Here is a 14928-nt window from a genome sequence, read left to right on the forward strand (position 1 = left end):
TCTATGTACGCATCCGTCCTCCGCCTGAGTTCGATGATCGTCGCGTTTGCGCTGCCCATGGCCGCGCATGCCGCCACGGTGGCGATCGATGTCCGTGGCTTCGACGGCAAGCCACTGCCGGGCGCGGTGGTCACGATCGAGACGCCCAAGGCGCCGGGGGTGACGGTGCGCGGGCCGTACATGATCGAACAGCGCGACATCGCGTTTCAGCCACACGTGCTGATCGTCCCGGTCGGCGCGACGGTCGGCTTCCCCAATCGCGACCGGGTGCGTCACCACGTCTATTCGTTTTCGAAGACCAAGAAGTTCGACTTGAAACTCTACGGGCAGGAGGATGCGCGGACCGTCCTGTTCGACCGTCCGGGGGTGGTCCCGCTCGGCTGCAACATCCATGATTCGATGAGCGGGTTCGTGTTCGTGACTGCCACGCCGTTTGCCGCGCTGACCGACCAGGCGGGGCATGTCAGCATCACCGGCGTGCCGGCAGGGACAGGTACGGTCCGCGTCTGGCACCCCTCGATCCGCGCGCCCGGCAGCACCGCGTCGCAGCCGATCGACGTCGCCGCCACGGGCTTTGCCACGACCTTCGTGCTGCACCGGTGATGGGTCTTCGCGCGCCGCGATTCCGCCATCTCCGGACCAAGCTGTCGGTGCTGTACGCGAGCCTGTTCGCGGTAACGATGGTGCTGCTCGCGATCGTCGCGCAGGCGATGATCTGGACGCACGCGCGCGAATCCGTGCGCCAGGAACTTATCGCCAGCGGCAGCGTCTACGACCGGGTCTGGACGCTCAGGTCGCAGTCGCTGATCGCGTCGGCCGACCTGCTGTCGCGAGATTTCGGATTCCGCGCCGCGGTTGCCAGTGGGGATCGGCCGACGATCACATCCGCGCTTGCCAATATCAGCCACCGGGCCGAGGTTACCGCCGCGTTCGTGGTCGATCAGGACGGCCGGGTCAGCGGCCCCTCGGGCGCGCTTGCGGCGACGGTCGCTCGGTTTCCCTTCGCGGTTCCGGACGACCGGCGCGACGCGGTCGTGGTGGTGGCGGGGCAGGTATATCGACTGATCCTGTCACCGGTGATGGCGCCGACACAGGTCGGCTGGGTGGTCTTCGCGGTGCGACTCGATGGCACGGAGATGCATGCGCTCGAACGGCTGTCCGCGATCCCGCTGATCGCGACGATCATGCGCAGCGACGGCGCAGGCCGCTGGCATGCGGCGGACCGGTCGATCGGGTCGGACGCCGACGTCGATCGCCTGGTCGGCGCATCGCAGTCGACCCGGACGCTCGCCATGCTAAATCTGTCGACCGGCCGCGCTTTCGCGATCGCCAAGCCGCTGGCCGGCCTGACACGTCGGCCGCAGGCGGCGATCCTGATCCGCTATCCGCTCAACGCCGCACTGACTCCCTATCTTCCGTTGCAGGCGGGCATCGCGCTCGCCGGGCTGGCCGGGCTGATCCTCGTTGTGCTGGGCAGCCGGCGGCTGGCGCTGGGGATCGCCGGACCGCTCGCGGCGCTGGACGCCGCGGCGCGCGCGCTGGAGGAGGGGAGTCGCGCGCATATCGTCGTGAAGGGGCGCGACGAGATCAGCAGGCTCGCCGCGAGCTTCGACCGGATGTCGGCCGGCATTCTCGAACGCGAGAACCGGATCACCCATCTTGCGTTCCACGATGTCCTAACCGGCCTGCCGAACCGCACCTTTTTTCGCCAGTCGCTCGACCAGGCGATCCTCCAGGTCGGGCGTACCGGCGGGGGGATCGCGGTGCTGTGTCTCGATCTCGATCGCTTCAAGGGCGTGAACGACACGCTCGGCCATCCGGTCGGCGATGCGTTGCTGAAGGCGATCGGCACGATGTTGATCGAGGTCGCACCCGACGGGTTGGTCTCGCGGCTCGGCGGCGATGAATATGCGGTGATCCTGTCGGGGCAGTTCGATGCCGATCGCCCGCGCGTCCTTGCACAGAGCATCCTCGATATGATGCGCCAGCCGGTCGTGGCCGATGGCCACCACATCGCGACCGCGGTCAGCATCGGCATCGCGATCGGGCCGATCGACGGCGAGGACGCCGACGAACTGCTCAAGAATGCCGATCTCGCTCTGTATCTCGCGAAGGAAGACGGTCGCGGCGTGTTCCGGTTTTTCGAACCCGCACTCGACGCCGCGGCACGCTGGCGGCGGCAGGTCGAACTCGACCTTCGCGAGGCGATCCAGGCAGGCCAGTTCGTGCTCAACTACCAGCCGGTGTTCGACCTTAAGGCGGACCGGATCGGCGGGTTCGAAGCGCTGGTGCGCTGGCATCATCCGGAGCGCGGCATCGTTCCGCCGGCCGAGTTCATCCCGATCGCCGAGGATACCGGGCTGATCATCGCGATCGGCGAATGGGTGATGCAGGAGGCTTGTCGACAGGCGATGCACTGGCCCGAGCATGTCCGCGTCGCGGTCAATGTTTCGCCGCTGCAGTTCCGCAACAGCGGCTTGCAGGCGATCATTCTCCAGGCGCTCGCACATAGTGGCTTGGCACCCGATCGGCTCGAGATCGAGATCACGGAATCGGTCTTCCTCGACGGCGAGGATCCGGTGATCGCATTGCTGCACACGCTGCGCGCGATGGGCATTCGCGTCGCGCTCGACGATTTCGGCACCGGCTATTCGTCGCTCAGCTACCTGCGCAGCTTTCCGTTCGATAAGATCAAGATCGACCGCTCGTTCATCACCAGCATCGCCACCGATCCAAGCGCCGCGGCGATCGTCCGCGCAATCGTCGACCTGGCGACCGCGCTGAACATGGAAACGACCGCCGAGGGCGTCGAGGATACCGGGCAGCTCGACCTGCTGCGCGGTGAGGGCTGCGGTAACATTCAGGGCTATCTATTCAGTCGCCCGGTTGAGAGTGGCCGTATCGCCGGGTTGCTTGATAATAAATTCAGCCAGGCAGCCTAGCGGGTGGAAGGGCAGCTATATACTTTAGTTAGCAGGTTAAGATGGCACATGATTCCGGGCGGACTGGCGCTAAAATCGAAGTAACCGCAGCTATGATTGAAGCAGGTGTTTCCGCCCTGCGCGGTGCGATGGGTTATCAGATGCTTGGGTCGCCGGAAGATCGACTTGTCGCGGTGTTTGAGGTCGCCTTCCGCTCTCTTTCAATAAGCTGCGCAGAAGCTGGTAACAGCCCCTGTGCCGCCAGGTAATCCTCTGCGAGAGACAATATCGCCTTGGCAGTAACGTTTACCTCCACAATCTTGTTTTTTGAGTTCGGTTTGTAGTTATGAGTTATGTGCTTGCCATCCCTGAAATACCAATGAGCGTGAACTAGATCATTTCTACGATTAGAAACGGAACTTACTATATCCAATGCTTTTAGCAGCTTTTTTTTCTCTCGCCTGAGAGGCTGCTCACGTCAGCTAGACTGCGGATCACATCTAGTCTAGTCTTCATGTTCGTCGAGGAATAATATTGATTAGAGGCCTGTTGAATAGATACGCCCGTCATTGCGCTGTATGTCTCGATCAAGCCATGATCTAGCAAGTTTTCTCGAATCAAAAGTACACCTAAGGCTTCTATGGCCGCCCTGTCGTACTCTTGCCCAAAGAACGTTTTAGTTCCTTCACCTTTACGAATGGCACCGGGCACAGCGAACGGATACTGTCCTTCATGGGGCACATCGCCGGCTTGCGCCATTACCTGCGACGTTGTCGCGTTAATCTGCCCTACGCCCAACGGGGTAAGGAAGGTGACGTAGTTTGGCTCACCGTCCGGCGTAAAAAGGTGTAAGTCCGTGGCTCCCGCGGTGCCGGAGCCCGGCACCGAAGCGAAGGCGAAACTGGCTGTTCTGATGCGAATTGTGTTTGGAGGAGTGACGAACATGATGGTTCCTAAGCACGACGCGGACACCTACTCCGAAGCGGAGACGACAGCCCGACGCGAGGCAGCGTTACAGCGTATGTTCGCCACTCCTCACAAGCCGCACAAGCCTATCGGCAAGCGCAAGCCAGAGTCGAGTCAGTCAGGAAAGTAACGCTTACGCGGCGTTCCGATCGTTCGCGGGATTTTTGGCCACTTAGGCGGCGAGGTTGTCAGTCCGCCGATAGGTCAAACGACGGCCTTCACCGCCCTTGAGCATCAGCGCAGCGCGCTCGCCATCGTCCATACCGCGCGTGTTGTAGCGGAGGTCGAACTCGGCACAGTAGCGGCCCAGGTTAGCCTCGCTCATGTGGTGGGACGTGCCGATCACGCCGCGCTTGAAGATCGAAAAGAACCTAGCGTGCTGCAAGTCAGAAGTTGACTCGCAGCGTAGTCCCTGCGGCGCGCGGCGTACCCAATTGTCCGGCATAGGCGAATGGCGACGCACCAACGATCGCCGTCGTGCTCAGGTTCTGGAAATACTGTTTGTCGAACGCGTTGTTGATCCAGGCGGAGAGGTCGTAGCGTCCGTTGCCGAGCACCGCGCCGATCCGGAAATTGGCCAGCGCGTAAGCTTCAATGCGGCTATAGGGTCCGGCATCGGCGGTACCGAAAATGCTCGAGCGATAGCTGATTTGCGCGAGCGCGTATGGGCGTGTGCCGTTTCCCAGATCGACATGGTAATCGACCGTGCCGTTGCCGATCCATCGGGGCGCCTGGAACAGCGGTCGGCCAGTCAGGTCGCAGACGCCGCTCACGCCGACAGGGCAGGGTGCGTTTGCGTAGCGCTTATAGACCGCGTCGTTGTACGATCCGTTGCCGCTGAGCGTCAGCGTATCGGTGACGCGAAGCGAGGCGTCGAACTCGACACCGCGAGACCGAACGTCGCCGACGTTTGCCAGATACGAGCGGTTGCCGTTCGTCGGGACGATATTCGCCTGCAGGCCGGACAGGTCGGTCGAGAACGCGCTGAGATTGATCGTGACACGACGATCGAAGAACTGGCTCTTCAAACCGAGTTCCCAATTCTTCACCTTCTCGGGCGACAGGACCAGCGGAGTCCCCGCGGACACCGCGGAGTTCAGGTTCAGGCCCGATCCCTTATACCCGGTCGAATACGAGGCATAGGCCAGCACGTCGTCGGCCAGCTTGTACGATGCGCTCGCGAGGTAGGAGACATTGTCGTCCTTTACGGAAACGTCGTAATGGAAGGGGATCGACGTCGCCGCATAAGGCGTGCCGACGATCGAGGTGTCCGACACCCCCGAGCGCTTGTCGCGCGTATAGCGGATGCCGCCCGTGACCGTCAGCCGCTCCGTGATATCGAAGTTCGCCTGGCCGAACGCGGCGACACTGTCGACGCTGGTATCGACATCGTCGAGATACTGCGATCCCGGCGCGATCACCACGGCTGCCGCAGCCGGATTGGCGAGGCGCAGATAGGTCGTGTAGAACGCGCTCGCATCGGTACCGAACTGGTTGAGGATGAAGTGATCCTTCAACCGCTGGTGAAACAGGTAGGCACCGACCTGCCAGTTGAACCGCCCCGGCCGCGACGCGAGCCTGAATTCCTGTGAATATTGATCGTCCTTGGTCTGCGCGACGTTGACCTGGATGACGTCGAGCGGCGTGCCATCGCTGTCCTGCAAGGGATTGAAATGCCAATAGCGCCAGGCGGAAATCGATGTCGCGGTTGCAAAGCCGAGATCCCAGTCGACCTGCAGCGACACCCCTTTCTGGTCGGTTTTCATGTTCTGCGGCGAATTGTTCTGCGTGAAGTCGAGACTGCGTTGCGGCACATAGCCAAGCGACGCGAGCGCGCGGAGCGTCCGGCTTGTCGTTGCGCTGAGTGATGCTGGCAGCACGAGCTTCGTGGCGCTGACGCAGCACGTATCGTCTTCCTGAGAATAATCACCCGACAGGCGGATCGTCAGGTTGCTCGCCGGGGTGGCGAGCAACTGGACCCGGCCGCCGCTGCGCCCGACGCTGTTGGCATCGATCCCGGTCTTGATGTTGTCGAGTACGCCGTTGCGGTGGGTGTTGAACCCGGTGACGCGGAACGCGAGCAGGCCGTCGATAACCGGGCCGGTCACACTGATCCGCTCCTGATTGTAACCATAGGTGCCGAGCGAAACTTCCGCTGTGCCGCCGAACGTGAATTCGGGTTTGCGGGTCGTGATGTTGAGCACGCCGGCCGAGTTGTTGCGGCCGAACAACGTACCTTGCGGCCCTCGCAACACCTCGACGCGATCGACGTCGATCAGATCCGCCAACGCCATGCCGGGGCGCCCGAGATAAACGTTGTTGATATAGACGCCGACCGACGTATCCAGCCCGTCGGAGGCCGAAGACACGCCGATCCCGCGGATGCCGATCGAGCTGTTGCGCGGGTTCGAGTTGAACGCTGTGAGGCTGGGCGTCTGAGATTGGACATCGGTCAGCGTATAGCTGCCGGTGCGTTCGAGCGCGGCCCCGGTCAGCACCGATAACGCAATTGGAACGTCCTGCGCGCGTTCCGCCTGGCGACGCGCCGTGACGAGGATGTCGTCCGTTGGTTCTGGCGGGGTCGCCGCCACGGCATCCTTTTTCGGTTCGTCCCGGGCGAACGCCGGTTGCGCCGCCATGAGCAACCCGATGGCCGACGACCGAAACACAATACGCCGAGAGGATGATGCCATTCTCGCTGCCCCAATTCTGTGAAATGACGATGTCGCCGGATGGCTTCGGGCGGGCCGGCCATGCGTCCCCGCCGTCCATCGATCGACACCCCAACGGTCCAATCTAATTCATATACCGTCAATGGGATTTGGCCCAATTTCGGAGCGGCCGCGGCATAGTTTTTCTACGAACAATGGCAGGCCGCTGGCCGCAGATGGCCGTTCGTTTGTGGATTGATCACTTCTTAGAAGTCGCAAGATGCGGGCCATCCGAGTTTTAGAACCGGGTCCGTGCACACCAAAGAGACGCGAATTTTAATATCCCATCGGCGGAGTATGGATTCTACCGCCCAGCAAAGCTTTTCTACGTTCCTCGAAAGCAGCCCGAAGCGCACCCTTTGGACAGTTCACGAGCAATTGCGTCTCAGGAGGTGCCCATGCCCAATCTCGGAAAACTCGTCGTCAGCCGTCAGGGCTTTGGAGCGATGGGGCTGTCCAACACGTACGGTCAGGCGGACGATGCGGCCTCGACCGCCACGATCCACCGGGCGATCGACCTGGGCATCACGCTGTTCGATACCGCGACCGGCTACGGCGACGGCCATAACGAACGGCTGGTCGGCGAGGCGGTCCGGTCGCGCCGCGCCGACGTGGTTCTCGCCAGCAAGTTCGTCCATCGTCCGCAAGGTGGCGGTGCCGACGTCGAACCGGTGCATCCGCGCGATGCGGTCGAGGCCAGTCTCAAGCGGCTCGGCGTCGAGCGTATCGATCTTTATTATCTGCACCGCGTCGACCCGCTGATCGCGATCGAGGAGTCGATCGGCGAACTCGGGCGACTTGTCGACGCGGGCAAGATCGGCGCGGTCGGCGTTTCCGAGGCGACCGCCGACGGCATCCGCCGCGCGCATGCGACATACCCGCTGACCGCGTTACAGAGCGAGTATTCGCTGTGGACGCGCGATGTCGAGGTCGAGATCCTGCCGACGGTCCGCGAACTCGGCATCGGTTTCGTCGCCTATAGTCCGCTCGGGCGCGGCTTCCTGGCCGGTGCCGAAGTGTCCGATCCCGCCGACCGGCGTCATCTGCATCCCCGGTTCCAGCCCGAGGCGGTCGCCGCAAACGCGCAACGCCGCACGACGATAGAACAGGTCGCCAAGCGGCTCGGTGCCAGCATCGCACAGGTCAGCCTGGCATGGGTGCTGTCGAAGGATGTCGTGCCGATCCCGGGTACGCGCCACGTCGAACACCTGGAATCGAACTGGGCCGCAAACGGTCTGGTGCTCGATGACCAGTCGATCGACGCGCTCGAAGAGGCCTTCCCCCGGGGAGCGACCGCCGGCGCGCGCTATCCGGCGGAGAGCCTGAAGCTCGTGCCGCCAGAACCCGTCCCCGCCTGAGCCGCCGGGCTGATCCACAAGCTCGGTTTAATCGATTGGAGAGTCTCATGAGCAACGTAGCTGCGCTTCGCCCCGAACAAGCCGTCGATCGCTTCGGTTACCGCCACATCGGCGTCACGCCCGTGACGCCGACGATCGGCGCGGAGATTTCGGGCGTCGACCTTCGCCAGCCGATCAATGCCGATGTCGCGGCCGATATCCAGAAGGCGTTGCACGACTGGCGGGTCGTGTTCTTCCGCGATCAGGACATCGACAACGACCAGTTAAAGGCGTTCGGCCGCGCATTCGGGCCGCTGACGCCGGCGCATCCGATCTCGGAAGGGCTGGAGGATCATCCGGAGATCTGGGAACGCAGCGTCGAGGAATATCGCGCACGGCGCAATCGCAACGATGTGGCTCCGCCAGGCCGCGAACCGCCGCGGGACTATAAGGGTTGGCATATCGACATCACCTTCGTCGCCAATCCAAACCGGTATTCGATCCTGCAAGGCGTCGAGATACCCCCGTTCGGCGGCGATACATTGTTCACCAATCTGGTCGCCGCCTATGAAGGCTTGTCCGCACCGATCCGCACGCTGATCGACGGACTTCAGGCCGTACACCGGACCAGCGGCTATGATGGCGCCGATGCCAAGCCGCGGCGCGACGGACGATCCGCCGGGCCCTTTGCCGCGCTGCACCCGCTCGTCCGCGTTCACCCGGAAACCGGCGAAACGCTGCTGTTCCTCAATCCGGGGACGATCAGCCATATCGTCGGACTGAAGGAACCCGAGAGCAAGGCGCTGCTCGACCTGTTGTTCTACGAGGCGACGCGGCCCGAATATCAGGTACGGTTCCACTGGAAACCGAAGTCGCTGGTGGTGTGGGACAACCAAGCCGTCGCACATGCTGGACCGATCGATTATTCGCACTTCGATCTGCCACGGGCGGTTCGACGGATCACGGTCGCCGGCGATCTGACGCGCGGGCCGGACGGGTTCGTGTCGCAGCCGCTGGAAGGCGAACTGTTCAACGTGCTCGGCTGATGCCGCGCGCGGCCAGAAGCAAGCCCTGGGGCTTTATCGCGCTGGCCGCGTTCGTCGCGGTCACGATCGCGTTGCTGTTCGCGTTTGCCCCCAATCGCCGATCGGCAGCCGTGGCAGGAGGATTGCCTGAAACCGCGCCGCTGCCGGACTCGGTGACGAAGGGCACCGTGCTGGTGGTCGGCGATCCCGTGACGCAGTGGGTGTTCGAGCATCTAGGGTGGGAGGACAAGCTCCCCTTCACGCTGAAATGGGCGCAGATCACCGGCGGTCCCGATGTGACCGAGGCATTCCACGCAAAGGCGCTGGATGTCGGGCTTGGTGCGAACGTGCCACCGCTTCACGCCACCTGGGTAGGGCTGCCGGTCAGGATCGTGGCGTTCCGCGAGCGTCGCGATCCTGCGCGGCACCCGGCTTTCGTCCTCGCCATCGCACCGAAGGCCAGGATCCGCAGCCTTGCCGACCTGCGCGGTAAAAGGATCGCGTTCAGTCCCAGCCAGGTGCAAGGCCAGATCGTTCTGCAGACGCTCAAGGCGCTCGGGTTGACCAAGGCCGATGTCACGTTGGTCGAACTGCCGTCGAGCATCGGCGGCGACGTCTACACCAGCGCGCTTGCGAGCAATCTGGTCGACGTCGCACCGATCGGCAGCGGGATCGTCGCCGATCGCTATCTCCGCAAATTCGCGCGGGACGGGGCCAGGACACTGCCGCATCCGGATTTTCGGGACGATGCCGTGCTGGCCTATGTACCGCTGGATAGCCTGCGTGATCCCGGAAAGGCGGCTGCGCTGAAGCGTTTCGTCTATTGGTGGGGGCGTGCGCAGGCGTGGCAGCAGGCGCATCCCGATGCACTCGCCCGCGGCTATTACGTCGCACAACAAGGGCTTTCGCTCGCCGATGCGAAGCTCATCCTCGCGGCGCAGGGGGAGGTCGTGATCCCCGGCCGCTGGGCCGAACCGATCGCGTATCAGCAGGGTGCGATCGACCTGCTGGCGCCGCAGATGGGCAAGCCCCGCTTCGATGCGCGGGCATTGTTCGATCCCCGCTTCGAAACCATCGCGGCAGACGGCTTTGCCGCCGAAGCCGCTGCCTCCTCCGGCCCATAGGAGTCGTCATGAACGCACCCTTTCCCCATGCTGCAATGACCACCGCGTATCTCGGCACCGTTGCTTCCGTATCGACCTTCAAGCTGGATGCCGTCGACGATACCGCGGCGGCGGCGCGCGATCGTCGCGAGCGTACCCGCCGCCTGGGGCTCGATACGCCGCGCGCCTGGGGGTGGCTGCTCGGGCCGCTGCTCCTGCTGCTATACTGGTCGGTCTTCTCGATCACCGGTTTTCTCGACACCCGCATCCTGCCCGCGCCGTGGACGGCGCTCACGGCGGGCATCGAACTCGTGCGCGACGGTCGGCTGCAGACCAATTTGGCTGTGTCGGCATGGCGCGCGGCTCAAGGACTGGCGTTCGGCACGGTCGTTGGCGTTGTGTTGGCCCTCGTCTCGGGTCTCAGCTTGCTGGGCGGGTATGTCATCGACGGTCTGGTTCAGCTCAAGCGCGGCATTCCCGTCCTCGCGCTGATCCCGTTCATGATCCTGTGGTTCGGCGTCGGCGAGGCGATGAAGGTCACCGTGATCGCCGTCACCGTGTTCGCGCCGATCTACATCCATACGCACAGCGCCTTGCGCGCGATCGATCTGAAACAGGTGGAACTCGCCGAAACGCTCGGGCTTCGGCGGTCGACGTTCATCCGGCACGTCGTCCTCCCGGGCGCGCTGCCCGGCATGCTGCTGGGGCTTCGGTTCGGCGTCACCGCGGCATGGCTTGCGCTCGTCGTCGTCGAGCAACTCAACGCGACCAGCGGCATCGGCTACATGATCACGCTGGCCCGCAATTACGCGCAGACCGACGTGATGCTGGTCGGCCTCGTCGTCTACGCGATCCTGGGATTGGGATCGGATGCCGTGGTGCGCGTGATCCAGCGCCGCGCATTGACCTGGCGCCGGACGCTCGGCGCATGAGCGTCGTGCGAATCCGCAACCTGACGCGCCGCTTCACGCAGAAGGGTGTGCTCGACGGCGTCGATCTCGATATCGCGCGCGGTGAATTCGTCGCGCTGCTCGGGCGCAGCGGTTCGGGCAAGAGCACGCTGCTGCGCGCGCTTGCCGGTCTCGACCACGAGGCGAATGGTGCGGGCGAGATCGTCGTTCCGGATCGTCTGTCGGTCGTGTTCCAGGATGCGCGGCTGCTGCTGTGGAAGCGGGTGCTAGACAACGTCGTGCTCGGTCTCGACGGCAAGGACTCACGGGACAGGGGACGCGAGGCGCTTGCCGAAGTCGAGCTGACGGGGCGGGAACGATCCTGGCCCTATGAATTATCCGGCGGCGAACAGCAGCGCGTTGCACTTGCGCGATCGCTGGTCCGGCGTCCCGAACTTCTGTTGGCCGACGAACCGTTCGGTGCGCTCGATGCGCTGACCCGCATCCGGATGCACGTCCTGTTGCGGCGGCTGTCGGCGGCGCACAACCCCGCCGTGCTGCTTGTCACGCACGACGTCGACGAGGCGATCGAACTCGCCGACAGGGTCGTGGTGCTCGACGCGGGGCGCATCGTGGCGGACATCCGCGTCGCATTGCCGACCGATACCGCGGCCCGGCGCGACCGGTTCGCCACGCTCCAGCACGACCTGCTCGCGCTGCTTGGCGTCGAGACCGATGGTCTTACCCAATATTCCACCCGGCAAAGGATGAGCGCATGAGCAATCACGATCGCAAGCTACGTCTCGGCGCGTTCCTCCAGGCGACGGGCCATCACGTCTCGGCATGGCTCCACCCCGATGCGCAGGCTGATGCGGGCCACAATCTGGAGCACTATAAACAGGTCGTGCAGACCGCCGAGCGCGGCAAGTTCGACATGGTCTTCGTCGCCGACAGTCCGGGCGGCTATGCGGACTTCACCGACGAGGCCACCTTCAAACAGAATGCCAAGGCCGCGCATTTCGAGCCGATCACGCTTTGGTCGGCGCTGTCGCAGGTCACCGAGCGGATCGGGTTCGTCGCGACATCGACCACCACGTACGAGGATCCGTACACGACGGCACGCAAGTTCGCGTCGCTCGACTGGATTTCGGGCGGCCGGGCGGGGTGGAACGTCGTCACCACCGGCGCTGACGTCTCGGCCAATTTCAGCAAGCCGGCGCACCTCGAACACGCCCGCCGCTACGACCGTGCCGAAGAATATATCGATGTCGTGAAGGGGCTGTGGGACAGCTATGACGACGACGCGTTCGTCCGCGACCGCGATGCCGGCGTGTACCTCGACACCGACAAATTCCACCTGCTCGCGCATGAAGGCGAGCATTTTCAGGTCCGCGGGCCGCTGAACATCGCACGCTCGCCGCAAGGCTATCCTGTCATCGTCCAGGCGGGGGCATCCGAACCGGGTCGCGAACTTGCGGCCCGGACCGCCGAAGTGATCTTTACCGCCAATCTGATCCTGGGCGACGCGCAGGCGTTCTATGCCGACATCAAGGCGCGCCTGCCGCGATATGGGCGGCGGGCGGAGGATCTGCTGGTCATGCCGGGGATATTCCCGGTCCTCGGCGGCACCGAAGCCGAAGCCGCGACGCGCTACGAGGCGTTGCAGTCGCTCGTTCATCCGTCGATCGCGTGGGGCATATTGCGCCGCCATTATCAGGGGATCGACCTGTCGGGCTATGCGCTCGACGATATCGCACCGGCGCTGCCGAACGATACCAACGGCAGCAAGAGCCGGCTGAAACTCGTGTCCGACCTGATCGAACGCGACCGACCGACGCTCCGGCAGCTATACCGGCAGGTTTCGACGGCGCGCGGGCACCTCACCAGCGTCGGCACACCCGAGCAGATCGCCGACGTCATCCAGACATGGTTCGAGCAGGGCGCGGCGGACGGGTTCAACATCATGCCGCCGATCCTGCCGACGGGCCTCACCGATTTCGTCGATCAGGTCGTGCCGATCCTGCAGCGCCGCGGGTTGTTTCGCGCGGAGTATGAAGGGCGGACGTTACGCGAGAATCTTGGTCTGCAGCGTCCGGAGAATGGCTCGAAGTCGCGCGCGCGGACCGCGGTACCGCCCGAGCCGATCGGCGCACACGCATGAGCTTGAACGAAGCGTTCCGCACCCGGTATCGCGACGAGGATGCCCCGGTGGCGATCGCGGACAACGCAACGCTCCGGACGCTGCTCGATCATCGGTCCGTCCGCGCATATCTGCCCGAGCCACTTGATCCGGGTGTCATCGAGACGTTGGTCGCAGCGGCGCAGTCGGCACCGTCATCCTCCAACCTTCAGGTCTGGAGCGTCGTCGCGGTCCAGCATCCCGCCCGCAAGGCACGCCTTGCGGCTCTGGCGGGCAATCAGCAGCATATCGTCGATGCGCCGTTGCTGCTGGTCTGGTTGATCGATTTCGACCGACTGACGCAGATCGGGCGAGCGCGGGGCACGCAGCCGCAAGCGCTCGACTATCTGGAAAGCTTCGTGCTCGGAACGGTCGACACCGCGCTCGCCGCGCAGAATGCCGTGGTGGCACTGGAATCGCTCGGACTGGGCTCGGTTTACATCGGCGGTATTCGCAACCAGCCGTCGGCGGTTGCCGCGGAGCTCGACCTGCCACCGCGGGTCTTTCCCCTGTTCGGCCTCGTCGTCGGCAAGCCCGATCCGTTGCGTACCGCCGCGGTCAAACCAAGACTGCCGCAAGCCTCGGTCCTATTTCACGAGACGTATCAGTGGACATCGCGGCAGGACGAAGCGGCGGCAGCGTATAATATCGCGCTGCGTGCGTTCCAGCGCGATCAGGGCATGCCGGAACGCGACTGGACCGATCTCGCGGGAGACCGAACGCGTGGCGCAGACGCGATGGCAGGGCGTCATATCCTGCGGGGCGTGCTTCGCGGTCTGGGGTTCGCGTTACGCTGACATCCGCCCTTACCGCGGGAGGATATCGGCAGGGAGCTCACCGATCGAACTCTGGCGATCATCCGAGGCGACGCCTTGCAGCAACGGTAGAAGATCGAGGAAGCGCGCGGTGGCCTCGGTGTGCGCCGCCTGTCGATTGGTGGGATACGCTGCCGGCTCCGCGCCGGTCTCGATGACGTGACTGCCCCAGCCGTCGGCGACGGCCAGCAGCCTGTCGATGAACGGATAGGATACGCTGGCGACGACCGACGGGAAGGGCAGGCGAGTCGAAGGCCCTTGCCGCGCCGCCGCCGCAATCGCCTCTTGGCCGAAGCCGATGTTCAGCGGCGACAGGAACAGCGCGCCCTGAACCGAGTGCAGATAGCTTCGCGGCGACAATTGCGCCCACCACGCCACCGCAAGGCAGGCGACCCCCTGGGCGAGGATGACGGCCGGTTCCCGCCGGCGCGCGAACACCGCATCGAGCTGCAACGCCCAGCGCCCGGCCTGGAATTTCGCTAGATCCAATTCCACCGTCGGCACCGACAAGGCCTTGGGAGCATCGCCCTTGACCGTGACGATCACGGCGTGTTGGGGATCGATCGAAGCCGGATACCACAATGTCATAGCAGCGCTCCTACAAGGATATCACGGTCGCGAGCCATTTGCCGAGTGCTCCGACTCGGGATCGGATGTGATGATGACGAGGATATTCCTACTGCGTCGATAGGCAATGGCAGTGCGTCGGTTTGCACGGAATGCGTGCCCGGTCGCTGTCGAGGTGGAGCGCATGAGGTTGTTGCCTGTCTGCCGACGGCGATCATGCGCCCGGCTTTCGCGCGCTGATCGCGGCTTGCCAGACACACAGCACATCTTCGCTCCCGAGCTTGCCGACCTGGTCGGCGGTGTGGTCGTGACGCTTGAATTCGGCGGTGACTGTGCCGTTTTCCCCAATGTCGTTCCAGCCGACGACGCCACCTATTCGAACCGCTGGCGGAAGAACCGACAGTAGGTCTGTCA

Annotated in this window: 14 protein-coding genes; 10 read left to right on the forward strand and 4 right to left on the reverse strand. The window is 63.9% G+C overall.

Features of this window, described 5'->3' with window-relative positions; translation table 11 throughout:
• Positions 1–3 precede the first annotated feature (3 nt).
• Complete coding sequence (locus tag C8J43_RS10750) at positions 4–603, forward strand: methylamine utilization protein (protein ID WP_243645519.1); 600 nt, start codon at positions 4–6, stop codon at positions 601–603.
• Positions 603–2942, forward strand: a complete 2340-nt coding sequence (locus tag C8J43_RS10755; RefSeq protein ID WP_133031409.1) for an EAL domain-containing protein — start codon at positions 603–605, stop codon at positions 2940–2942. The genes C8J43_RS10750 and C8J43_RS10755 overlap by 1 nt, the downstream gene beginning before the upstream one ends.
• Positions 2943–3359: 417 nt before the next feature.
• Here the strand turns inward: C8J43_RS10755 and C8J43_RS10760 are convergent, their stop codons facing one another.
• The 3 genes from C8J43_RS10760 to C8J43_RS10770 form a co-directional block, all read right to left on the reverse strand.
• On the reverse strand, positions 3360–3866 hold the full coding sequence (locus C8J43_RS10760) for a hypothetical protein (RefSeq protein ID WP_133030906.1): 507 nt from the start codon (positions 3864–3866) through the stop codon (positions 3360–3362).
• Between the two features lie 193 nt (positions 3867–4059).
• Positions 4060–4233 carry a hypothetical protein gene (locus tag C8J43_RS10765; RefSeq protein WP_207893376.1) on the reverse strand — a complete coding sequence of 58 codons (174 nt, stop codon included), beginning with the start codon at positions 4231–4233 and terminating at the stop codon, positions 4060–4062.
• Positions 4234–4273: 40 nt separating this feature from the next.
• The gene (locus C8J43_RS10770) at positions 4274–6526 is read right to left on the reverse strand and encodes a TonB-dependent receptor (RefSeq protein ID WP_165899605.1); all 2253 of its coding nucleotides are present in this window, start codon (positions 6524–6526) and stop codon (positions 4274–4276) included.
• Positions 6527–6996: 470 nt separating this feature from the next.
• On the opposite strand from C8J43_RS10770, the gene C8J43_RS10775 reads away from it, so the two are divergent.
• From C8J43_RS10775 to C8J43_RS10805, 7 genes are read left to right on the forward strand one after another with little or no spacing between them, the layout of a single operon-like run.
• Positions 6997–7956 (forward strand): aldo/keto reductase, encoded by a 960-nt coding sequence (locus C8J43_RS10775; protein WP_133030908.1) that lies wholly within the window; start codon positions 6997–6999, stop codon positions 7954–7956.
• A gap of 47 nt (positions 7957–8003) precedes the next feature.
• The gene (locus C8J43_RS10780; protein ID WP_133030909.1) at positions 8004–8981 is read left to right on the forward strand and encodes a TauD/TfdA family dioxygenase; all 978 of its coding nucleotides are present in this window, start codon (positions 8004–8006) and stop codon (positions 8979–8981) included.
• Positions 8981–10084 carry an ABC transporter substrate-binding protein gene (locus tag C8J43_RS10785; protein WP_133030910.1) on the forward strand — a complete coding sequence of 368 codons (1104 nt, stop codon included), beginning with the start codon at positions 8981–8983 and terminating at the stop codon, positions 10082–10084. The genes C8J43_RS10780 and C8J43_RS10785 overlap by 1 nt, the downstream gene beginning before the upstream one ends.
• A gap of 8 nt (positions 10085–10092) precedes the next feature.
• The gene (locus C8J43_RS10790) at positions 10093–10995 is read left to right on the forward strand and encodes an ABC transporter permease (RefSeq protein WP_243645520.1); all 903 of its coding nucleotides are present in this window, start codon (positions 10093–10095) and stop codon (positions 10993–10995) included.
• The gene (locus C8J43_RS10795; protein WP_133030911.1) at positions 10992–11732 is read left to right on the forward strand and encodes an ABC transporter ATP-binding protein; all 741 of its coding nucleotides are present in this window, start codon (positions 10992–10994) and stop codon (positions 11730–11732) included. Before C8J43_RS10790 ends, C8J43_RS10795 begins: the two co-directional genes overlap by 4 nt.
• Positions 11729–13114 (forward strand): LLM class flavin-dependent oxidoreductase, encoded by a 1386-nt coding sequence (locus tag C8J43_RS10800; RefSeq protein ID WP_133030912.1) that lies wholly within the window; start codon positions 11729–11731, stop codon positions 13112–13114. Before C8J43_RS10795 ends, C8J43_RS10800 begins: the two co-directional genes overlap by 4 nt.
• Positions 13111–13929, forward strand: a complete 819-nt coding sequence (locus C8J43_RS10805; RefSeq protein ID WP_133030913.1) for an NADPH-dependent oxidoreductase — start codon at positions 13111–13113, stop codon at positions 13927–13929. Before C8J43_RS10800 ends, C8J43_RS10805 begins: the two co-directional genes overlap by 4 nt.
• Before the next feature lie 9 nt (positions 13930–13938).
• Here C8J43_RS10805 and C8J43_RS10810 read toward each other — a convergent pair whose 3' ends face one another.
• On the reverse strand, positions 13939–14535 hold the full coding sequence (locus C8J43_RS10810) for an alpha/beta hydrolase (RefSeq protein WP_133030914.1): 597 nt from the start codon (positions 14533–14535) through the stop codon (positions 13939–13941).
• A 226-nt stretch (positions 14536–14761) separates the two neighbouring features.
• Between C8J43_RS10810 and C8J43_RS21905 the strand changes: the two genes are divergently transcribed.
• On the forward strand, positions 14762–14920 hold the full coding sequence (locus C8J43_RS21905) for a hypothetical protein (protein WP_165899606.1): 159 nt from the start codon (positions 14762–14764) through the stop codon (positions 14918–14920).
• The last annotated feature ends 8 nt before the right edge of the window (positions 14921–14928 follow it).

It is taken from the genome of Sphingomonas sp. PP-CE-1G-424 (assembly GCF_004341085.1).
Taxonomy (GTDB): Bacteria; Pseudomonadota; Alphaproteobacteria; order Sphingomonadales; family Sphingomonadaceae; genus Sphingomonas.

Bases quoted from the DNA above. Each gene is read 5' to 3' on its own strand.
- C8J43_RS10795 (WP_133030911.1), top strand. From the start codon at position 10,992: ATGAGCGTCGTGCGAATCCGCAACCTGACGCGCCGCTTCACGCAGAAG.
- C8J43_RS10750 (WP_243645519.1), top strand. From the start codon at position 4: ATGTACGCATCCGTCCTCCGCCTGAGTTCGATGATCGTCGCGTTTGCG.
- C8J43_RS10775 (WP_133030908.1), top strand. From the start codon at position 6,997: ATGCCCAATCTCGGAAAACTCGTCGTCAGCCGTCAGGGCTTTGGAGCG.
- C8J43_RS10755 (WP_133031409.1), top strand. From the start codon at position 603: ATGGGTCTTCGCGCGCCGCGATTCCGCCATCTCCGGACCAAGCTGTCG.
- C8J43_RS10760 (WP_133030906.1), bottom strand. From the start codon at position 3,866: ATGTTCGTCACTCCTCCAAACACAATTCGCATCAGAACAGCCAGTTTC.
- C8J43_RS10790 (WP_243645520.1), top strand. From the start codon at position 10,093: ATGAACGCACCCTTTCCCCATGCTGCAATGACCACCGCGTATCTCGGC.
- C8J43_RS10780 (WP_133030909.1), top strand. From the start codon at position 8,004: ATGAGCAACGTAGCTGCGCTTCGCCCCGAACAAGCCGTCGATCGCTTC.
- C8J43_RS10800 (WP_133030912.1), top strand. From the start codon at position 11,729: ATGAGCAATCACGATCGCAAGCTACGTCTCGGCGCGTTCCTCCAGGCG.
- C8J43_RS10810 (WP_133030914.1), bottom strand. From the start codon at position 14,535: ATGACATTGTGGTATCCGGCTTCGATCGATCCCCAACACGCCGTGATC.
- C8J43_RS10805 (WP_133030913.1), top strand. From the start codon at position 13,111: ATGAGCTTGAACGAAGCGTTCCGCACCCGGTATCGCGACGAGGATGCC.
- C8J43_RS10785 (WP_133030910.1), top strand. From the start codon at position 8,981: ATGCCGCGCGCGGCCAGAAGCAAGCCCTGGGGCTTTATCGCGCTGGCC.
- C8J43_RS10770 (WP_165899605.1), bottom strand. From the start codon at position 6,526: ATGGCGGCGCAACCGGCGTTCGCCCGGGACGAACCGAAAAAGGATGCC.